15 protein-coding genes are annotated in these 21,457 nt (G+C 66.4%); 11 read left to right on the top strand and 4 right to left on the bottom strand.

Features of this window, described 5'->3' with window-relative positions; translation table 11 throughout:
* Window positions 1-44 precede the first annotated feature (44 nt).
* Entirely contained in the window at window positions 45-1,994 is a 1,950-nt protein-coding gene (locus AC07WJ_RS20680; RefSeq protein ID WP_494936525.1) for a PrkA family serine protein kinase, read from the bottom strand.
* A 911-nt stretch (window positions 1,995-2,905) separates the two neighbouring features.
* Between AC07WJ_RS20680 and AC07WJ_RS20675 the strand changes: the two genes are divergently transcribed.
* On the top strand, window positions 2,906-3,943 hold the full coding sequence (locus AC07WJ_RS20675) for a hypothetical protein (protein WP_494936524.1): 1,038 nt from the start codon (window positions 2,906-2,908) through the stop codon (window positions 3,941-3,943).
* A 114-nt stretch (window positions 3,944-4,057) separates the two neighbouring features.
* Here the strand turns inward: AC07WJ_RS20675 and AC07WJ_RS20670 are convergent, their stop codons facing one another.
* Window positions 4,058-4,975: an alpha/beta fold hydrolase gene (locus AC07WJ_RS20670; protein ID WP_494936523.1), complete on the bottom strand. Its 918-nt coding sequence runs from the start codon at window positions 4,973-4,975 to the stop codon at window positions 4,058-4,060.
* Window positions 4,976-5,112: 137 nt separating this feature from the next.
* On the opposite strand from AC07WJ_RS20670, the gene AC07WJ_RS20665 reads away from it, so the two are divergent.
* The 8 genes from AC07WJ_RS20665 to AC07WJ_RS20630 all read left to right on the top strand — a co-directional run bounded on the left by AC07WJ_RS20665 (window position 5,113) and on the right by AC07WJ_RS20630 (window position 15,194).
* Window positions 5,113-6,048: a LysR family transcriptional regulator gene (locus AC07WJ_RS20665; RefSeq protein ID WP_494936522.1), complete on the top strand. Its 936-nt coding sequence runs from the start codon at window positions 5,113-5,115 to the stop codon at window positions 6,046-6,048.
* A gap of 178 nt (window positions 6,049-6,226) precedes the next feature.
* Complete coding sequence (locus AC07WJ_RS20660) at window positions 6,227-7,954, top strand: methyl-accepting chemotaxis protein (protein WP_494936521.1); 1,728 nt, start codon at window positions 6,227-6,229, stop codon at window positions 7,952-7,954.
* A 100-nt stretch (window positions 7,955-8,054) separates the two neighbouring features.
* Complete coding sequence (locus AC07WJ_RS20655) at window positions 8,055-8,969, top strand: LysR family transcriptional regulator (protein ID WP_494936520.1); 915 nt, start codon at window positions 8,055-8,057, stop codon at window positions 8,967-8,969.
* Between the two features lie 220 nt (window positions 8,970-9,189).
* Window positions 9,190-9,696, top strand: a complete 507-nt coding sequence (locus AC07WJ_RS20650; protein WP_494936519.1) for a formate dehydrogenase subunit gamma — start codon at window positions 9,190-9,192, stop codon at window positions 9,694-9,696.
* Window positions 9,693-11,264, top strand: coding sequence for a formate dehydrogenase beta subunit (locus AC07WJ_RS20645; RefSeq protein WP_494936518.1), 1,572 nt, complete (start codon window positions 9,693-9,695; stop codon window positions 11,262-11,264). Before AC07WJ_RS20650 ends, AC07WJ_RS20645 begins: the two co-directional genes overlap by 4 nt.
* A 10-nt stretch (window positions 11,265-11,274) precedes the next feature.
* Window positions 11,275-14,121: a formate dehydrogenase subunit alpha gene (gene fdhF, locus AC07WJ_RS20640; protein WP_494936517.1), complete on the top strand. Its 2,847-nt coding sequence runs from the start codon at window positions 11,275-11,277 to the stop codon at window positions 14,119-14,121.
* A gap of 6 nt (window positions 14,122-14,127) precedes the next feature.
* Entirely contained in the window at window positions 14,128-14,949 is an 822-nt protein-coding gene (gene fdhD, locus AC07WJ_RS20635) for a formate dehydrogenase accessory sulfurtransferase FdhD (RefSeq protein ID WP_494936516.1), read from the top strand.
* Complete coding sequence (locus tag AC07WJ_RS20630; protein WP_494936515.1) at window positions 14,946-15,194, top strand: formate dehydrogenase subunit delta; 249 nt, start codon at window positions 14,946-14,948, stop codon at window positions 15,192-15,194. Before fdhD ends, AC07WJ_RS20630 begins: the two co-directional genes overlap by 4 nt.
* Window positions 15,195-15,557: 363 nt before the next feature.
* Here the strand turns inward: AC07WJ_RS20630 and ocd are convergent, their stop codons facing one another.
* Window positions 15,558-16,613, bottom strand: coding sequence for an ornithine cyclodeaminase (ocd, locus tag AC07WJ_RS20625; RefSeq protein ID WP_494936514.1), 1,056 nt, complete (start codon window positions 16,611-16,613; stop codon window positions 15,558-15,560).
* A gap of 125 nt (window positions 16,614-16,738) precedes the next feature.
* Here ocd and AC07WJ_RS20620 point away from each other — a divergent pair, with 125 nt between their 5' ends.
* Window positions 16,739-17,164, top strand: a complete 426-nt coding sequence (locus AC07WJ_RS20620) for an Lrp/AsnC family transcriptional regulator (RefSeq protein WP_494936513.1) — start codon at window positions 16,739-16,741, stop codon at window positions 17,162-17,164.
* A gap of 25 nt (window positions 17,165-17,189) precedes the next feature.
* On the opposite strand, the gene AC07WJ_RS20615 is transcribed toward AC07WJ_RS20620, so the two are convergent.
* Entirely contained in the window at window positions 17,190-17,876 is a 687-nt protein-coding gene (locus tag AC07WJ_RS20615; protein ID WP_494936512.1) for a GntR family transcriptional regulator, read from the bottom strand.
* 167 nt (window positions 17,877-18,043) lie between these two features.
* Here AC07WJ_RS20615 and AC07WJ_RS20610 point away from each other — a divergent pair, with 167 nt between their 5' ends.
* Window positions 18,044-21,439 carry a molybdopterin-dependent oxidoreductase gene (locus tag AC07WJ_RS20610; protein ID WP_494936511.1) on the top strand — a complete coding sequence of 1,132 codons (3,396 nt, stop codon included), beginning with the start codon at window positions 18,044-18,046 and terminating at the stop codon, window positions 21,437-21,439.
* Window positions 21,440-21,457: the final 18 nt, after the last annotated feature.

Raw genomic sequence — 21,457 nt, 5'->3', positions numbered from 1 at the left:
TCTCGACGCGCCCGGGTCGGCGCGTCGCCTGATGTCAAGGAGGCTCAGCCGGCCTTGTTCACCCGCATGTACCAATCAACCAGGCGCCGCACCTGCCTTTCGGTATAGCCGCGCTCGACCATGCGCTGGACGAACTCGGTATGCTGCTTCTCGGTGGCGCTGTCCTTTTTCGAACCGAAGCTGATCACCGGCAACAGGTCTTCGACCTGGCCGAACATGCGCTTCTCGATGACTTCCCTCAGCTTCTCGTAGCTGGTCCAGGCCGGGTTGCGGCCGCTGTTCCTGGCACGTGCCCGCAGCGTGAATTTCACCACCTCGTTGCGGAAATCCTTCGGATTGGCGATGCCGGCGGGCTTCTCGATCTGCGACAGCTCGCTGTCGAGGATTTCCCGGTTCAGGATCTGGCCGGTATCGGGATCCTTGTAGTCCTGGTCCTCGATCCAGGCATCGGCATAGGCGATATAGCGGTCGAACAGGTTCTGGCCATATTCGCTGTAGGATTCCAGATAGGCCTTCTGGATCTCATGGCCGATGAACTCGGCATAACGCGTCGCCAGTTCCGACTTGATGAAGTCGAGATATTTGGCTTCGAGCTCCTGCGGGAACTGGGCGCGCTTGATCGCCTGTTCCAGGATGTACATGAGGTGGACCGGATCGGCGGCGACCTCCTTGGTGCCGTAGTTGAAGGTCTCCGAGAGAACCTTGAAGGCGAAGCGCGTGGAGACGCCGGTCATGCCTTCGTCGACGCCGGCGGCATCGCGATATTCCTGCACCGACTTGGCTTTCGGATCGACGTCCTTCAGGTTCTCGCCGTCATAGACCCGCATCTTGGTGTAGAGCGGCGAATTGCCGTGCTCGACCAGCCTGGTCGACACGGTGAAGCGGCTGAGGATTTCCAGGACTTCCGGCGCGCAGGGGTTCTTGACCAGGTCGCTTTCGCGCAGCAGCTTTTCATAGATCTGCCGCTCTTCGGTGACGCGCACGCAATAGGGCACCTTGACCACCAGGATGCGGTCGAGGAAGGCCTCGTTGTTCTTATTGTTCTTGAACTGCAGCCATTCGGACTCGTTCGAGTGAGCCAGAATGATGCCCTGGAACGGAAAGGCGCCGAAATTCTCGGTGCCGTTGTAATTGCCCTCCTGGGTCGCGGTCAGCAAGGGGTGCAGCACCTTGATCGGTGCCTTGAACATCTCGACGAATTCCAGCAGGCCCTGCGTCGTCCGGTTCAGGCCGCCCGAGAAGGAATAGGCATCGGGATCGGCCTGGCTGAAATTCTCCAGCTGGCGGATGTCGACCTTGCCGACGAGCGCCGAGACATCCTGGTTGTTCTCGTCGCCGGGCTCGGTCTTGGCGATGCCGATCTGGCGAAGCCGCGAGGGCATCAGCCGGACCACGCTGAATTTCGAGATGTCGCCGCCGAGCTCGTCCAGGCGCTTGGCAGCCCAGGGCGAGATCAGGCCGTTCAGCCGCCGCCGCGCAATGCCGTATTTCTCTTCGAGCAGGTCGGCCATCCGTTCGGGATGGAACAGACCGAGCGGCGACTCGAAGACCGGGCTGATCTGGTCGCCGATCTTCAGCGTGTAGATCGGCTGCTTCTCCATCAGCTTCTTCAGCCGTTCGGCCAGCGATGACTTGCCGCCGCCGACCGGGCCGAGCAAATAGAGGATTTGCTTGCGTTCCTCGAGGCCCTGGGCCGCGTAACGGAAATAGCCGACGATCCGCTCGATCGTGTCCTCCATGCCGTAGAAATCGGCGAAGGCCGGATAGATCTTGATCGTCCTGTTGGAGAAGATGCGGCCGAGCCGCTCGTCGGCGCTGGTGTCGACCAGGGCCGGCTCGCCGATCGCCATCATCATCCGCTCGGGGGCGGTGGCATACATCGACGGATTTTCACGGCAGGCCAGGAGGTATTGCTGGAGGCTCATCTCCTCCTGGGTCTCGCTTCGGTAGATCTCCGAAAAGAGATTGAAGACGTCGGATTCATGCGGATGCATATCAACCTCCCGCCATGTGCTGGCTGAATAAGATATGAGTCTCCTAGGTCGCTTCCCTGTCCCGCAATCGTGCGCCTCTTGATCGATGCCCATGCCCCGCGGCGCTGCGGAGAACATCAGCGCGACTCAGCGCGCCTTCCCTACGATGATAACGCCTGAATGACCCGGCGGTCATGCGTCGTTGAGCTTTTCCTTCGTCTCTCCCGGCTTCATTCAATATAGGTATCGCCAAGCCTTCCGGTATGGCCGTCGCAACCGATGCAACGCGTATGTCGGCTTGTTGATCCATGCACGCGATCCAAGCCCTTGATGCCAGCCTGATATCGGCCGGAAGCAAGATGCGGGCCTGTGTTCGGGACGGGGCGATCGCTCGGTGGGACAAGGACGTCTCGCGAGATCTTGCCGGTTGCGGCTTGCCGGAGCACGCGCACCGGACTGCCGGATGACGGTCGGAAAAAAATCGTGAAGATAGCGGGGCGCCGCTGGACCAGGCGGCCGGACAGAGGCCTGACTGGATACGCAGCATAGAGGGTCGTGGATGTCCGCGCGACGAACCAATCGTCGCGCCGCCGCGCGGCCGTCTTCGCCCTTGGTCGGCAGGGCTCGGTGCGGATCGCGACGCCGGCCCGTAGGCCGGGTGCGCGCTTGGCCGATCGCCATGGGTGGCCTTGGTTCCGCAGGGGGAGGCTGGCAGTCTCGGCATCGGGCGGCGTCGGCTCTCGGCCAAGTACAAATATACGAAATAGTTCGTGCGTATTTGCGCGTAGATGTTGTTGGGAATATGCAGAAAATGTGACCTGGAAGACACGGGTCGTCGACGCCGTCAAAGGTTCGATATGTTCCTGGTTGCGGGATACCGCGCCGTCACCTTAGGACTCGACTCAAGGTTCACCGAAAGGGAGGCGGGAAACATGTTCGCTCACAAGGCACTCCTTGGCGTCGCTCTCGCCACTGTTGCTGTCGGGTCGGCCTGCGCGGCCGACATCGGCGCCAGCCCCTTGGTACGGGAGGACGTGTCGAACTGGTTCGTCGAGGGGGGTGCGGCCGCCTATGCCATCCAGTTTCCCGCGATGAATTTCGGTCGCAACATGTCGACCTTTCCGATCAGCAATGGCGTTGACCGCGGCCGCTTCGGGCCGGGCAGTCAATATGGCGCCGGCGTTGGCCTCGACGCGACGATCGGCTATCGCCTGCTGAATTTCGCGGCGCCGACCGAGATCTACGCCAAGGTCAGCTATCTCAGGGCCGGAACGCCGGACAGCCTGCCCTCCAATGTGGCGATGGTGCCGTTTATCGACGGTATCATTCGCCCGGGCATTTCCGGCGGCGCCGTGGTCGGCCTGTTCGGCTCCAGCGGCATCACGATCGACCGGTCGCAACAGCGCATCGGCCTGGATCTTGGTTTTCGCCAGACCTACAACATGGGTGGCTACACGCTGACGCCGGGCCTGTTCGTCGGTTATCAGGCGATCAACAACCGGGACAGGATCGCGGCGACGGGGAGCGACCCGCAAACCATGAACCTGCGCTCGGATGTCGATGGCCATTATTGGCGGTTCGGCGCCTCGCTCGGCGCCAGTGTCCCGATCATCCAGCAGATCAGCCTGTTCGGCAACGGTTCGGTGTCGCTCGATCTGCTCAGCGCCAACCTCAATGCCAGCCAGTCGTTCACCGGCACCTTTTTCCCGCCGCCGACCAATGTCGCTTCGGCTTCCGACCGCCTGACCCGCACGACATGGCGGGCCACCGGTGAACTCGGCGTTCTCTACACCTCGCAGTCGGCCTGGTCGTTGCGCGTCAGCGCGCTCGCCGAATATGTCGGTGCCGTGCCGAACCCGGTCTATCCGACCTTCATCGCCGGTTCGCGGGCGGTCAGCGGCAGCACCCGCCTGTCGACGGACTCGCAGTTCAATCTCGGCGGTCGCGTGGCGGTCGCCTACAAGTTCTGAACCGCACGCCCTTGTTTGCCGGTTCGGCCTGATCAGGCTCGCCATGAGGCGGGCCTGATCTGCTTTGGCGGGCCTGATCTGCTTTGGCGGGCCGGAGCGACCGGAGGCGAGCGCTCAAGGCGCCTTGTCGAGGAAGGCGCGGATCGCGGCAACGGTCGCCGCCGGTTGTTCTTCCATCAGCCAGTGGCCCGAATTCGGGATTACCGCCTCGGTGACATTGGTCGCGGCGGCCCGCATGACCACCGCCATGGTCGGGCCGAACGAGGCGCCGCCGCCCACCGCCAGCACCGGCATGGTCAGCTTGGCCCGGGCGACGAACACCTTGTTGTCGACCGCGTCCTGGTCGAAGGCGGCGAACTGGTTGAAGCCGGCATGCATGGCGCCGGGCCGGGCATAGAGCCTGGCATAGTGTTCGCGCGAGGCCTCGTTGAAGCTCTTCGGATCGAACGAGAACTCGTTCCAGAAGCGATCGAGATAGATCCGCTCGCGGCCGGCGACGAGACGTTCGGCGTCGGCCCCCTGGAAGGAGAAATGCCAAAGCGCGCGGCTGCGCACGATCTCGTCCCACGGACCGACGCCGGGGAGCGGCGCATCCATGATGACGAAGCGCGTCACGCGTTGCGGAAACTGGGCGGCAAAGGCATAGCCGACCATGTTGCCGATATCATGGGTGACGAGGTCGGCCTTCTCGATGCGCAGGGCATCGAGCACGCCGGCGATATCCTGTCCCTGGGTCTTCTTGTCATAGCCGCCGGCGGGCCGCGCCGAGAGCCCCATGCCGCGCAGGTCCGGCGCAATGACCATGTGGTCACGGGCAAGTTCGGCGGCGAGCGGCGCCCACATGTCGCCGGTCTCGCCGTAGCCATGCAGCAGCACGACCGCAGGTCCCTGGCCGCCGATGCGGACATGCAGCGTGCTGCCGTTGGTCGGTATGTCCTGGGTCCGGAAGCCGGCCGGGTAGGGTTGCACCTGCGCCTGCGCCGGCAGTGACAGGGCAAGGGCACCGAGGGCGCCGAATAGAAGTCGCAGCATTTTCATCTCCTCGATCGGCGGGCGGGGCGGCCTGATCGCCGTCCCTTCGCCACCACCGCTTGCGATCAAATCTGGCGCGAATGGATCGTTCGGATTAGGCTGCGATTTCTGGATCTGTTTTTCGGAAATGACGAACAATGAAGCTCGACGGCATCGCCGCCTTCGTGGCGGTCGCGGACGCCGGTTCGATCAGCGAAGCGGCGCGCCGCCTCAGTCTGTCGAAATCCGTCGTCAGCGAGCGGCTGGCCGAATTGGAGCGCAGTGTCGGGACGATGCTCCTGCACCGCACCACACGCAAGCTGTCCTTGACCGAGGATGGCGCTGCCTTTCGCGAACGGGCGGTGCGCATCATGCGCGAGGTCGAGGATGCCGCGGCCGATCTCGGCGAGCGCCGCGGTGCGCTGACCGGACCTTTGCGGTTGTCGGCGCCGGTCACCTTCGGGCGCATGCATCTGGGCCCCGCGCTCTATCCCTTCCTCGCGGCCAACCCCGGGATCGAACTGACGCTCGATTGCGACGATCGCCGGGTCGATGCCGCGGCCGACAGCTATGATGCGGTCGTCCGTCACGGGCCGATCGCCGATACGCGCCTCATCGCCTGGGCTCTGGCGCCGAGCCGCCGTCGGCTCGTCGCTTCGCCGGACTATCTCCTTCGCCACGGGAGACCGGCTTCCCTCGTCGAACTGAATGGGCACAGGGGCATTTTTTACACCCATCGCGGCGTTGCCGACTGGCGCTTTCCCGGCCCTGGCGGCGCGATCAACGTGCGCGCCGCCGTTGGCCTGCGGGTCAACAATGGCGACATGATGCGCGACGCGGCGGTGGCGGGCCTCGGCATTGCGCTGCTGCCGACCTTCATCGCGAGCGAGGCCATCGCGGCCGGCCGGCTCGCCGTGATCTCGGTGGGGGCCGAGGCGGAGGAGGAGTTCATCGTGATGGCCCATCCCGAGGGACGCCGCCCGTCGGCCAAGCTCCGCGCCCTGGCCGAGCATCTGCGCCAGCGTTTCGGGCGGCCGCCCTATTGGGACCGGGTCCTGGGCAAGCAGTCCGGGCCTTCCACCCACCGGTCCTGATCCGGCGTCGTGATTACCGGTCCGCGATGGCCGCACCGCCACGGTGGTGCGGCCGACATCCATGCCTGGTCGCCTCTCGACGCCGACAGCCGAGGGGTGACGCGGCTGCAGTCGGACGACGCAATCGCCGGCCGCCCTGCTTCGATCGTGGCTAAGATCACGTTAACGCCCGCGAAAGATGTTTTTCACACAGTGGTGTAGTCGATGGTCGATTCGCGCGGAGATTGAAATGAAGCTTACCGTGAAGACGGCGCTCATTGGTGCATGCTTGATGCTGCTTGGAATGATCGCCGCCTTGGGAGCGACCGCTTATCTCGGCCTGTCGCGGACCCATCATAGCACCGTCGATATCGCAACAAACTGGCTGCCGGCGCTCGACGCGGCCAATGCGATGAACACAAGCGCGGCGCGGTTCCGCGCTTCGGAAGCCGCCCTCCTGGTGTCGGTCGAGCCGGCCGACGTCGCAGCCGCCGAGCAGCGGATGGCGCAGGCCCTGGCGGAGCTTCAGGCCGGCCAGCGCCGCTACCAGGCCCTCATCGCGAATGCGGAGGAACAGGCCCTCTACGAGAAATTCCCACCCGCGTGGCAGGCCTACATGGCGGTGGACACGCAATTGGTGCAATTGGCGCGCGCCGGCAAAGCGGCCGAAGGCAGTGCGCTCTACCGGAGCGAGAGCCGCAACCGCTTCGACGCGGTGTCACGCGTCATTGCCGAACTGGTTGCGTTCAACCGCCAGGGCAGCGCCAACGCCCAAGCCCGCAGCGAAGCCTCCTACTGGCAGACGTCCATGGCGACCACGGGCGTGCTCGGGATCGGGCTGATCCTGGCGCTCGCGGTCATGGTCTATGTGGTGGCGCATGTCGCAAGGCCGCTCGATCGTCTCAACGGCACGATCACGGCGCTTGCCGGCGGCCAGTTGCAGGTGGACGTGCGGGATGCCGACCGCGGCAACGAGATCGGCGACATCGCCCGGTCGGTCCTGAAGTTCCGCGACCAGTTGCAGGAGGCGGAACGCCTGCGGGCGGAGCGGGCCGCCGCCGAGGCTGCCGATCGCGAGAGGCTCGAGCGGCGCAACGGCATTTCCGAGCGCTTTGTCGCCAATATGGAGAAGCTCGCCGGCAGCTTCGGCCTGTCGTCGAAGGAGGTGGCCGACGCTGCGACCAATCTGTCGGCCACCGCCGAAGAGACGTCGCGCCAGGCACAGACCGTCGCATCAGCGGCCGAGGAGGCGTCGAGCAACGTCCAGACGGTTGCTTCGGCCGCGGAAGAGCTGTCGTCGTCGATCCGCGAAATCACCGGACAGGTCGCCCATTCGGCCAAGATTTCCGACCGGGCGTTCGACGAAGCCTCGTCCTCCAACGATCGGATCAGGACCCTGGCGGAAGCCGGCAACGCCATTGGCGAGGTCGTCGGGCTGATCAAGGGGATTGCCGACCAGACCAATCTGCTCGCGCTCAACGCCACGATCGAGGCGGCGCGCGCGGGCGAGGCGGGCAAGGGCTTCGCCGTCGTTGCTTCCGAAGTGAAGCAGCTCGCCTCGCAGTCGGGCCGGGCAACCGAGGATATCTCGCGCAAGGTCGCGGAGATCCAGGTGGCGACGGAGATGACGGTCGGCTCGATCGGCGAGATCGTCCGGACCATCGGCGGTATCAAGGAGACGGTAGTGGTGATCGCCGCGGCCATGGAAGAGCAGGGGGCCGCGACCGCTGAGATCGCGGCGAATTGCCAGCGCGCGGCGCAGGGCGCAAGCATGGTCACCTCCAATATCACCGGCGTCGGCCAGGCCGCCGAGATGACCGGCGCGGCGTCGACCCAGCTCATGACGCTGTCCAGCGGCCTGTCGGGGCAGGCAAGCGACCTGCAACGCGCGGTGAGCGGGTTCATTGCCGACCTGCAGGCGGCGTGAACGGGCCGGCCCGGAAGTGGGGGTCCGTTGCGCCGCCGGCCATGTCGGTTAGATTCGCGCGAGGCCAGCCGGCGGCCGGCCACGCGTCGATTGGAATGCGATGATCATCAAGCAGTTGATCTACCTGGATGCCCTGGCGCGGGAAAAGCATTTCAGGCGCGCGGCCGAGGCCTGCAACATCTCGCAGCCCACCCTGTCGACCGCCATCGTCCAGCTGGAGGAAGAACTGGGCGTGCTGATCGTCGAACGCGGCCGGCAGTTCAAGGGGTTGACCAAGGAAGGTGAGGTGGTGGTCGCCCATGCCCGGCGCATCCTCGCCGAATCGGACCTGCTCAAGCAGTCGATCGCCGAGCTCCGGCAGGGCGTCAGCGGGCGGCTCAGGCTCGGCGCCATCCCGACCGCGCTGCCGATGGTCGCCCATATTACCGGCCCGTTCTCCGCCCGCTTCCCCGAGGTCTCGCTGACCGTGCTGTCGCTGACCTCGCAGGAAATCCAGAGCCGCATCGACAATTTCGAGCTCGATGTCGGCTTGACCTATCTGGACAACGAGCCGCTGGAGCGGGTCATTTCCAAGCCGATCTACCAGGAATCCTACGTGCTGCTGATGCGCGAGGACAGCGCCATGGCCGGCCGCAGCGAAGTGACCTGGGAGGAGGCCGCCAAGCTCAAGCTCTGCCTGTTGACCGCCGACATGCAGAACCGCCGCATCATCGACGGCATCTTCCGTTCGGTCGGCCAGGCGCCCGTGCCGACCATGGAGACCAATTCCATTTTCAATCTCTGCTCGCATGCCGGCCTGCTCGGCATATCCTCGATCGTGTCACGGCAATTGCTCGAGTTCTTCGGCATCCCGCTCGGCACCAAGGCGCTGCCGCTGGTGGCCCCCGACGCCCAGCGCACCATTGGCCTGATCGTCGCCGACCGCCAGCCGGTTGCCCCGCTGGCACGCAATCTCCTGATGGTGACCGAGCCGGTCAGGAACGCAGGGATCGCCCGGACTTTGGCCGGGCGATAGCCTGGACCTATCGCGGCGAGGGACTTGTGCTTGCCGTCCGTCAAATGCCGGAAGGCATGGGCCGGCCCAGCGCTGCCGTGCCGCCAGCGTCGCGACTGAGACGCTCATATGATAGTTTTTAACTATCAAGCGTTCGGAACAAACAATTTGAACTCTTCCAGTCTGCGGTCACCATTCATGGCGCGCGATCGCCGATCCGATGGTGATGGTTGGAGGAAGCATGGCACGATATGCGGCTTGGGACATCGAGGCTGCGCGAACGCTGATCGCGCGCATGAGCCGTCTCGACGGCGCCGCCATGCCGATCCTGCACGCGCTTCAGGACGAATTCGGTTATGTCGACCGCGAGGCCGTGCCGCTGATCGCCGACGCCTTGAACCTGTCGCGCGCCGAAGTCCACGGCACCGTCACCTTCTATCATGATTTCCGCGAGCGGCCGGCCGGGCGCCGGGTCATCAAGCTGTGCCGCGCCGAGGCCTGCCAGGCGGTGGGCTGCGAAGGCCTGGTCGACCACCTCGCGCGGCATCACGGCGTCGCGGTCGACGCCACCACGGCCGACGGCGCGCTGACGATCGAGACCGTCTATTGCCTCGGCAATTGCGCGCTCGGGCCGGCGGCGCTGGTCGACGGCGAACTGGTCGGCCGGCTCGATGCCGCCAGCCTGTCCGCCCTCTGCCGGGGCGCGGCGATCGAAGCGACCCGGTCGAGCGAAGGGGTCGCGGCGTGAGCGAAGCAGAAACCCCGATCCGGATCTTCGTGCCCGTCGACGCCGCCGCCTTGTCGGTCGGCGCGGAGGCCGTGGCCCGCGCGATCCGCAGCGAAGCCGACAAACGTGGCCTTGCCGTCGAGATCGTCAGGAACGGCTCGCGCGGAATGCTCTGGCTCGAGCCGCTGGTCGAGGTCGAGACCCCGGCCGGCCGGGTCGCCTATGGGCCGGTCGCGGCCGCCGACGTCGCGGGCCTGTTCGATGCCGGATTTCTCGGCGGCGGCGGCCACCGGCTCGGTCACGGCGCGACCGAGGACATGGACTGGCTGAAGCGCCAGCAGCGCCTGACCTTCGCCCGTGTCGGCATCACCGATCCCTTGTCGATCGAGGACTACCGGGCCCATGGCGGCTTCGCCGGCCTGGAACGGGCGCTCGCCATGGCGCCGGCCGATATCGTCGAAGAGGTCCGGGCCTCCGGCCTGCGCGGGCGCGGCGGCGCCGGCTTCCCGACCGGCATCAAGTGGAAGACCGTGCTCGGCGCCGTGGCCGAGCAGAAATACATCGTCTGCAATGCCGACGAGGGCGACAGCGGCACCTTCGCCGACCGCATGCTGATGGAGGGGGATCCCTTCATGCTGATCGAAGGCATGGTGATCGCGGGGATCGCGGTGGGCGCCACCAAGGGCTTCATCTACCTGCGTTCGGAATATCCTCATGCCCATGCCGCGCTCGAGCATGCCATCGCGCGGGCCGAACGGGCAGGGCTGCTCGGCGCCTCGGTGCTGGGTTCGGACCGGGCCTTCCACCTGGAGATCCGGCTCGGCGCCGGCGCTTATATCTGCGGCGAGGAAACCTCGCTGCTCGAAAGCCTGGAGGGCAAGCGCGCCATCGTCCGCGCCAAGCCGCCTCTGCCGGCGCTGCAAGGCCTGTTCGGCAAGCCGACCGTGGTCAACAACGTGCTGTCGCTGGCGACCGTCCCCTGGATCATGGCCCATGGCGCCAAGGCCTATGCCGATTGCGGCATGGGCCGGTCGCGCGGCACCATGCCGGTGCAGCTCGGCGGCAATATCCGGCGCGGCGGCCTGGTCGAGCTCGCCTTCGGCATCAGCTTGCGCAGCCTGATCGAGGATTTCGGCGGCGGGACGCGCTCCGGCCGGCCGCTCAAGGCGGTGCAGGTCGGCGGCCCGCTCGGCGCCTATTTGCCCGACGCGCTGCTCGATACGCCGATGGATTACGAGGCGCTGGCGGCCGCGGGCGGCATGCTCGGCCATGCCGGCATGGTGGTGTTCGACGACAGCGCGGACATGGCGCGCCAGGCGAAATTCGCCTTCGAATTCTGCGCCAAGGAAAGCTGCGGCAAATGCACGCCGTGCCGGATCGGCGCGGTGCGCGGCGTCGAGACCGTCGACCGGATCATCGCGGGCATCGAGCGGGACAAGAACCTCGCCGTGCTCGCCGATCTGAACCGCTTGATGACCGATGCCTCGCTCTGCGCCATGGGCGGGCTGACCCCCATGCCGGTCATGAGCGCGGTGCGTCACTTCCCTGATGATTTCCATCGCCCCGCGATGGCCGTGGCGGCCGAGTGAGGATCACGTGATGAGCCTGATCAAGGAAATCGACTTCGGCACGCCGATCCGCGTCTCCGAAAAGCAGGTGACCCTGACCATCGACGGCGAGACCGTTTCGGTGCCGGCCGGCACCTCGGTGATGGCGGCGGCAATGAGCCTCGGCACCAAGATCCCCAAGCTCTGCGCCACCGACAGCCTGGAGCCTTTCGGGTCCTGCCGGCTCTGCCTGGTCGAGATCGAGGGACGGCGCGGCACGCCAGCCTCCTGCACCACGCCGGCCGAGGACGGCATGGTGGTGCGCACCCAGACCCAGAACCTCGCCAAGCTGCGCAAGGGGGTGATGGAGCTCTATATTTCCGACCATCCGCTCGACTGCCTGACCTGCTCGGCCAATGGCGACTGCGAGCTGCAGGACATGGCCGGCGCCGTCGGCCTGCGCGAGGTGCGCTATGGCTACGAGGGTGAGAACCACTTCGACGACAAGAAGGACACGTCGAACCCCTATTTCACCTACGATCCGGCAAAATGCATTGTCTGCAACCGCTGCGTCCGCGCCTGCGAGGAAGTGCAGGGCACTTTCGCGCTGACCATCACCGGCCGCGGTTTCGACAGCCGGGTCTCGCCCGGCGGCACGGATTTCCTCGGCTCCGAATGCGTCTCCTGCGGCGCCTGCGTGCAGGCCTGCCCCACCGCCACGCTGATCGAGAACACGGTCGTCGAGCACGGCCAGCCCGAGCATTCCAAGGTCACCACCTGCGCCTATTGCGGTGTCGGCTGCTCGTTCAAGGCGGAGATGCAGGGCGATCGCGTCGTGCGCATGGTGCCCTACAAGGACGGCAAGGCCAATGACGGCCATTCCTGCGTCAAGGGCCGTTTCGCCTGGGGCTATGCCACCCACAAGGACCGCATCACCAAGCCGATGATCCGCGACAAGATCAGCGACCCCTGGCGCGAGGTGTCATGGGACGAGGCGATCAACCACGCGGCCTCCGAGTTCAAGCGCATCCAGGGCCGATATGGCCGGGAATCGGTCGGCGCCATCACCTCCTCGCGCTGCACCAACGAGGAGGTCTTCCTCGTCCAGAAGCTGGTGCGCGCCGCCTTCCGCAACAACAATGTCGATACCTGCGCCCGCGTCTGCCACTCGCCGACCGGCTACGGCCTGAAGACGACGCTCGGCACCTCGGCCGGCACCCAGGACTTCAAATCGGTGGCCAAGTCCGACGTCATCCTGGTGATCGGCGCCAACCCCACCGACGGCCATCCGGTCTTTGCCTCGCGCATGAAGAAGCGGCTGCGCGATGGTGCCCGCCTGATCGTCGCCGATCCCCGCCGCATCGACCTGGTCAAGTCGCCGCATATCAAGGCCGACTATCACCTGCAGTTGATGCCCGGCACCAATGTCGCGCTGATCAACGCCATCGCCCATGTCGTGGTCACCGAAGGCCTGATCAAGGAAGATTACGTCCGCGAACGCTGCGACCTCGTCGATTTCGAGATCTGGGCCCGCTTCATTGCCGACGAACGCAATTCGCCGGAGGCGAGCGAGCAGTTCACCGGCGTGCCGGCGGCCGATGTGCGCGCCGCCGCCCGCCTCTATGCCACCGGCGGCAATGGCGCGATCTATTACGGCCTCGGCGTCACCGAGCACAGCCAGGGCTCGACCATGGTCATGGGCATGGCCAATCTCGCCATGGCCACCGGCAATATCGGCCGTGAAGGCGTCGGGGTTAATCCCTTGCGGGGGCAGAACAATGTCCAGGGCGCCTGCGACATGGGGTCGTTCCCGCACGAGCTCTCCGGCTACCGCCATGTCGAGGACGACGCGACGCGCCAGATCTTCGAGATGATGTGGGGCCAGGCACTCGACACCGAGCCGGGGCTGCGCATTCCCAACATGCTGGACGAGGCGGTCGGCGGCACGTTCAAGGGGCTCTATGTCCAGGGCGAGGACATCGCCCAGTCCGACCCCAACACCCAGCATGTCACCGCCGGCCTCTCTGCGATGGAATGCGTCGTCGTCCAGGACCTGTTCCTGAACGAGACCGCCAAATATGCGCATGTCTTCCTGCCCGGCGCCTCGTTCCTGGAAAAGGATGGCACCTTCACCAATGCCGAACGGCGGATCAACCGGGTGCGCCAGGTGATGGCGCCGATGGCCGGCAAGGCGGAATGGCAGGTGACATCCGAGCTGTCGCGCGCGCTCGGCTATCCCATGAATTACAACCATCCGAGCGAGATCATGGACGAGATCGCCCGGCTGACGCCGACTTTTGCCGGGGTGAGCTACGACAAGCTCGAAAAGCTCGGTTCGGTGCAGTGGCCCTGCAACGACAAGGCGCCGGCGGGCACCGTGCTGATGCATGTCGACCGCTTCGTGCGCGGCAAAGGCAAGTTCATGATCACCGAATTCGTGCCGACGCAGGAGCGCACCGGTCCGCGCTTCCCGCTGATCCTGACCACCGGCCGCATCCTCTCGCAATATAATGTCGGCGCGCAGACGAGGCGCACCGCCAATTCCACCTGGCATGCCGAGGACGTGCTGGAGATCCACCCCTTCGATGCCGAGAACCGCGGCATCAAGACTGGCGACCTCGTCGCGCTCGCCAGCCGCTCCGGCGACATCTCGCTGAAGGCCGAGGTCTCGGAGCGCATGCAGCCGGGCGTCGTCTACACCACCTTCCACCATGCCGACACCGGCGCCAATGTCATCACGACCGACTATTCCGACTGGGCGACCAATTGCCCAGAATACAAGGTGACCGCGGTCGAGGTCCGGCGGACCAACTACTACTCGCAATGGCAGGAGCAGAACCGCGAGGAGAGCGTGCTGCTGAGGTTGATCGCCGGGCAGATGCCCGAAGCGGCGGAGTAGGGCGCCATGGCGGTTCCGGTCTCCCGCTCCACCATCGGACGGACCTTGCGCTACGACCATGCGCTCGATCGGCCGAGTGCCGTCGAGGTGCCGGTCGAGATGCCCGTCAACATCGTCTACGGCAATCTGCCCTATGCGGTGATGATGGCGACGCCCGACGATCTCGACGATTTCGTCGCGGGCTTCAGCCTCACCGAAGGCATCGTCACCGGTCTCGACGAGATCCGCGGGGTCAAGGTCGACGAGCAGGCCGATGGCTTCGTCGTGACCGTCGATCTCGTCGCCAGCGCCTTGAGCCGCCACCTGACCCGCCGACGCAGCCTGTCGGGACGGACGAGCTGCGGGCTTTGTGGCGTCGAGAGCCTGGACCAGGTCCCCGGTGCGAGCCGGGCCGTGGCGCCGGCCGCGCCGGTCGCGCCGCGGGCGATCGAGCGGGCGCTGGCGAGCCTCGACGACCACCAGCCGCTGCACCGGCTGACCCGGGCGGTGCATGCCGCCGCCTTCTGCGACCCCGACGGCACCATCCTGATGGCGCGCGAGGATGTCGGCCGCCACAATGCGCTGGACAAGCTGATCGGCGCCTGCCTGCGCGCCGGTATCGCGCCGGGCAACGGCTTCGTCGTCATCACCAGCCGCTGTTCCTTCGAGATGATCGAGAAGGCGGCGATCTTCGGTGCCGGCACGCTGGTCGCCATTTCCGCGCCGACCTCGCTTGCCATCGACCGCGCCCATGCGCTCGGCATTGCACTGGTGGCTGTCGCCAGGCGCGATACGGCAGTGGCCTTCACCCAGAGCCCGTCATTTCAGCCCAAGGCCATCGCCTCATGAGCGCCAACGCGCCGACGGACAAGCTCGCCCAGATGGCCGGCCAGATCGCCGAATTCTTCAAGTCCTATCCGGAGCAGGAGGCGGTCGCCTCGATCGCCGACCACATCAACCAGTTCTGGAGCTGGCGAATGCGTGAGGACTTCGTCTCCGCTTATGGCCAGGATCACGCGGCCCTCGAACCGCTGGTCGCCAAGGCCCTGGGCAAGATCAAGGGAAGACGGCCGAGCGGCATTGCCGCCGAGTGATCACTGGACAGGCGCTGCGACGCTTCCCGCGTGCGTTTTTGGTGGTTCACAGTCCGTTGGTCCAGGCTTGGTCGGGCATGCGCCGATGGATCCTGGTGAAAATTGCCAATCGCGGTGACGCGCCCTTGAATCGACCGTTCTGGACGAGAAATTGGGTCGAAGTCGTGGGTATCAGGGACAAGCCCGGCCAAGACGGGAAGTGCCTTCGAGCGCGCACTGGACCGACCGTGACACGACGCGTGCCATGGTCCGGGATGGCACAAGGCCCACACATCGTCTTGCCCGGGCTTGTCCCTGATATCCACGACTTGTCCGCACCGAAATCAATCGATCATAGCCGCGGCGCCTGGACGGAGACCGGCTTCATGCGCCGGCGTCCTCCAACGCCGCGACCGGCCGGGCCGGTGCGGCGCGCAGCAGGCCGAAGAGGTCGCGCGGGTCCTCGGGTTCCGCCAGCAGGTCGATCTCGCTGTAGCAATCGGTGCCCTGGACCCGGTCGCGCAGGTAGCGCAGCGCCGAGAAATCCTCGATGGCGAAGCCGACCGAGTCGAAGATGGTGATCTGCCCATCCGAGCTGCGGCCGGCGGCCGCGCCGGTGATCACCTGCCATAGCTCGGTCACCGGAAAATCCGCCGGCACCTGTTGAATTTCGCCCTCGACGCGGGTCTGTTCGGGATATTCGACGAAGACATCGGCGCGCAGCAGCAGTTCGCGCTGCAGCTCCGTCTTGCCCGGGCAGTCGCCGCCGACCGCGTTGATATGCACGCCGGCGCCGACCATGTTGTCCGACAGGATGGTCGCCTTCTGCTTGTCGGCGGTGACGGTGGTGATGATGTCGGCGCCGAGCACCGCCTCGTCGGAGCTGCCGGCGACGACGATCTCGAATCCCTGGTCGGCGAGATTGGCCAGGAACTTGCCGGTCGCCAGCCCGTCGATGTCATAGACCCTGAGCCGCGACAGCCCGAGCAGCGCCTTGAAGGCGAGCGCCTGGAATTCCGACTGGGCGCCGAGCCCGATCAGCGCCATGACCTTGGCATCCGGCCGGGCGAGATAGCGGGCGGCGAGCGCCGAGGTCGCCGCTGTCCTGAGCGCCGTGGTGAGCGTCATCTCCGACAGGAATTGCGGATAGCCGGTGGCGACATCCGACAGCACGCCGAAGGCGGTCACCGTCTGCAGGCCGCTGCGGGTGTTGCGCGGGTGGCCATTGACATATTTGAAGCCGTAGAGCCGGCCGTCGCTCGCCGGCATGAGCTCGATCACGCCATGGGCGGAATGGCTGGCGATCCGCGCCGTCTTCTCGAAATCGGCCCAGCGGCGAAAGTCGTCCTCGATATAGCCGGCGAGGCCGGTGAAGATTTCGGGCAGGCCGATCGCCGCGACCAGGCGAATGACATGTTCCACGCCGACATATTGAACCATGAGATATCCCCGACGAACGAACTCGCCTCAGGGTAGGGGCCGGCAGGTCACACAGGACAGGCAGAACTTCGCGCATTCTGGCGGATAATTCTGGCATATTGCATAGCTCGACTGTACAAATCGCCATGCATCATTTCGACGATCTCGACCGCCGCATGCTCGCCGTCCTGCGCCATGACGGCCGGGCCCCCTTGTCGAAGCTCGCGACCATCCTGGGGGTCGCGCGCGGCACGGTGCAGATGCGGCTGGAACGGCTGCTCGCCTCCGGCGCCGTGCTGGGCTTCACCGTTCGTGTCCGCCAGGACCACGAGGATGGTGCGATCCAGGCGGTGATGATGATCGAGGTGACCGGCAAGTCGACCACGGCGATCATCCAGAAACTGCGCGGCCTGCCGGAGCTGCACGCGCTGCACACCACCAACGGCACCTGGGACCTGGTCGCCGAGATCCGGGCTTCGAACCTTCGCGAGTTCGACCGCGTGCTGCGCGACGTCCGCGCCATCGACGGCATCCTGAACAGCGAGACCAGCATTCTGCTCAGTTCGGTCTGAAGGCGGCGCCGCCGGTTGTTCTGCCTCAGCCGGCCCGAGCCTGCGCCAGCACGAGCGGTTCGCGCAGGCTCTCCTTCGATTTCATCAGCGCGTCGATGAAGATCGGCTGCCACGATCGGACATGGCTGCGCAGCAGGGCGGTGACCGCCGCCTCGTCGCCGGCCATGACCAGTTCGATGATGCGATAATGTTCGGCAATCGAGGCGTGCTGGCGTTCAAGCCCGGCGCGTGAGCCGATGCCATAGAGCCGCATCTTGTCGCGCAGGCCCATGACGGTCTCGGTCAGCAGGTCGTTGCCGGCGGCCGCCACCAGGTCGCGATGGTAGCTGCGGTCGGCCTCGAGATAGAGCCGGACGTCTTCCTCGCGCACCGCGCGCGCGATCTCGTCGGCCCAGCCCGCGAGGCTCGACAGGTCCTTCTGCGGCATCCGGGCAACGAGGACGGCGGCGTGCAGCTCCAGCACCTCGCGCATGTCGAAGAGGTTGTTGAGGTCCTGCAGCGTCGGCTCGACCACCTTGAAGCCGCGATTGCGCATAGGTTCGACCAGGCCGTTGCGGCTGAGCTCGAGCAGCGCCTCGCGCACCGGCGTGGTCGAGACGCCGAGGCTCGCGGCCAGGCTCGGCACGGAATACATCGTGCCCGGCTGGCTCTGGCCCGAGATGATCTCGGCACGCACCTGCTGAAGCACTTGCTGGCGCAGATTCTGATCCATTGGCGGTTCATCCTGCTCTGCGGCCGGCGCGCACGCCGAAGCCCGATTCTCACCATCATAGGCCAAAGCCGCTTGACGGAGCATGAAACGCGTGACGTAAATGTGTAACGCGCTACTTAAATGCGTCACGCATCATTGCAATTCAAGCACCCATCGAGGTCGAGGTCTTGGCTGAGCGGTTCCCCGGCTATTGCACGCTCTGTCGGTCGCGCTGCGGCGCGGTCACCGTCGTCGAGGCGGGCAAGGTGGTCGGCGTTGAGCCCTTACCCGGCCACCCGACCGGCGGCGCGCTCTGCGCCAAGGGCCGCGCCGCGCCGGAAATCGCCGGCAGTCCACGCCGGCTGACCAAACCCCTGAAACGCACCCGGCCGCGCGGCGACGCCGATGCCGGCTGGGTCGAGATCTCCTGGGATGCGGCGCTCGACGAGATCGCCACGCGGCTCGGCACGATCCGGCGCGAGCACGGCGCCGAGGCCGTGGCTTTCGCCGTCACCACACCCAGCGGTACGCCGATGGTCGACAGCTTCGAATGGGTCGAGCGCTTCATTCGCGGCTTCGGCAGCCCGAACCTGATCTATGCCGTCGAGGTTTGCGGCTGGCACAAGGACTATGCCCATGCGCTGACCTTCGGGCGTGGCATCGGCTTTCCCGATTACGAGCAGGCCGAGGCCATCGTGCTCTGGGGCCACAATCCCGCGCGCACCTGGCTTGCCCAGGCGACGCGGGTCGTCGATGCCCGTCGGCGCGGCGCCAAGGTGGTCGTGGTCGATCCCAAGCCCGACGGATCCGGCCAGCAGGCCGATCTCTGGCTGCGCATCCGGCCGGGCGCCGATGGCGCGCTCGCCATGGGCGCCATCCGGCATCTGATCGCGACCGGCGGCTATGATGCGGATTTCGTCCGGGCCTGGACCAATGCGCCGCTGCTGGTCGACCAGGCGACCGGCCGGTTCCTGCGCGCGGCCGATCTTCGGGAAGACGGCAGTCCGGATGATTTCGTCGTGCTCGATGCGGCCGGCCTGCCTCGGTTTTACGACACGCGCTTTGCCCTGCAGGGCGCCGACGCGGTCCGGCTCGACGGCCGTGCGACCCTGCAAGGCGTGGGCGGCCGGACGATCGCTGCGGCTACGGCGTTCGTCCTGCTGGCGGCCGAGGCCGAGGCCTATACGCCCGACCATGTGGCGGCGCTGACCTGGCTCGACCGGGCCGATATCGAGGCCTTCAACGCCGTGTTCGCCGGCCGGCCGCGGCTCGCCTATCACTCCTGGACCGGTGTCGGCCAGCACACCAACGCCACCGCCATGGAGCGCGCCATCGCGACGCTCTACGCGCTGACCGGCGCCTGCGATCGGCCGGGCGGCAATCTCTGGCAGGTCGCGCCGCCGACCCGCGCGCTCAACGACCTCAATATCCTGTCGCCGGCGCAGAAGGCCAAGGCCCTGGGCCTCGAAGCCTTGCCGCTCGGCCCGCCGGCCAAGGGCTGGATCACCGCGCGCGACTTCAGCCACGCGGTGCTCGAGGGCGAGCCCTATCGGGTGCGTGCGCTGGTCGGCTTCGGCACCAATTTCGTGGTGTCGCAGGGCGATTCCGGACGCAACCGCGCCACCCTGCGGGCCCTGGAGTTCCAGGTCCATATCGACATGTTCATGAATCCGACGGCGGAAAGCGCCGACATCGTGCTGCCGGCCAACATGCCCTGGGAGCGCGACGCGCTGAAGATCGGCTTCGAGATCACGCAAGCCGCGGTCGAAACCATCCAGTTCCGCCCGCGCATGATCGCCCCGGTGGGCGAGAGCCGGGCGGACTACGAGATCGCGGCGGCGCTGGCGCTGCGGCTCGGCATGGACGAGTTGTTTTTCGGCGGCGATATCGAGGCCGGTTGGAACCACCAGCTCGAACCACTGGGCGTCACCGTCGACGAGCTGCGCAAGCACCCTGAAGGCTTGCGCTTTCCGCAGCCCTTCGGCGTGGCCAAATATGCGGCGACGCGGGCGGACGGCACGGTCGCCGCCTTCGCCACGCCGACGCGCCGGGTGGAGCTCTATTCAGAACTCATGCTCGGCCACGGCTACGCGCCGCTCCCCGGCCATGTCGAACCGGCCGACAGTCCGCTCGCGCTCGCGCCCGACCGGCGCTTTCCCTATGTGATCACCACGGCCAAGAGCGGGTGGTTCGTCCATTCCTCGCACCGGCACATCGCCTCGTTGCGCCGGAAATCGCCGGATCCCGGCGTTGAGATCAGCCCGGCCCTGGCCGCGCGCTCCGGGCTGGTCCAGGGCGATTGGGCGATCGTCGAGACGCCGGGTGGTGAAGCGAGCCTGCGCGTGCGCCTGAACCCGGCGCTCGACGACCGGGTGGTGGTTGCCGAATTCGGCTGGTGGGAGGATTGCCCGCCGCTCGGCCGCACGCGAACCGCCGAGGCCGGTCCGAAGACTTCCAATGTCAACGCCATCCTGAGCGACCGGCAACGCGATCCGGTCAGCGGTTCGGTACCGCTGCGCGCCGGCATCTGCGACATCAGGCGCGACGACGCGGCAAGCCTCGGGAGCTGGAGCGGCCAACGTGCCTTCGTCGTGGCTGAGCGCGGCCAGGAGGCCGACAATGTCGTCGCGCTCGCGTTGGTCGCCCGCGATGGCCGGCCATTGCCGGCGTTTCGCCCCGGACAGCATGTCGTCTTGTCCTTGCCGGGCACCAATTTGTCACGGGCCTATTCGCTCACCGGCGCCGGCGACCGGCCGGACTGGCTTTCGGTCGCGGTGCGGCGGGACCCGCGGACCGCTGCGGGGTCGAATGGCCGCGTTCACATGCCTGATCATCTGCACGCCCTCGACATCGGCGACGAGGTCCTGCTCGAGCCGCCCGGCGGCGTCTTCACACCACCGCTCGGGGGCATCCGGCCCTTGATTTTCCTGGCGGCCGGCATCGGCATCACGCCCTTCATCAGCCATCTCGAGGCTTTGGCGCAGTGGAATCCGGTACGGCGCGTGCCCAAGGTATCGTTGCTCTATGGCTGCCGTCATGGCGGCGAGCATCCCTTCGCCGCCCGGCTCGACGATTTGCGCCGGCTGCTGCCGGAACTCGACATCGTCACCAGCTATTCGGCGCCCAGGCCGCAGGATCGCGGCCATGACCGCACCGGTCGCATCGACCTCGATGCCGTCGGACCCATGCTGGCGGAACGGCCGCTCGCCTATCTCTGCGGCTCATCCGAATTCGTCGCCGCGATGATCGATGGGCTCATCGCCCGCGGCATGCCGCGTTTCGACATTTTCGCCGAGGCCTTCGCCACGCCCCCAATCGTGCCGACGACGCTCGAACCCCGGACCGTGCATCTCGCCGGAACGGGCGAGAGCTTCGTCTGGTCGCCCGAGCTCGGCACGCTGCTCGACGCCGCCCAGGCCGCCGGCCTGTCGCTGCCGAGCGGCTGCCGCGTCGGCCAATGCGAGAGCTGCGTCATGCGCATCGTCGAGGGCGAAGTCGCGCAACTCGGCGCCTTCGACGGCGGCGAGGACCACTGCCTGACCTGTCAGGCGGTGCCTCTCTCCGAACTGACACTCGCGCTCTAAGCGGGACCGAAAAACACC

The sequence above is a fragment of the Phreatobacter sp. GW821-FHT04C01 genome (assembly GCF_059420385.1).
Note: the sequence above shows the minus strand (reverse complement) of the source record. Positions and strands in the feature narration are given on the sequence as shown.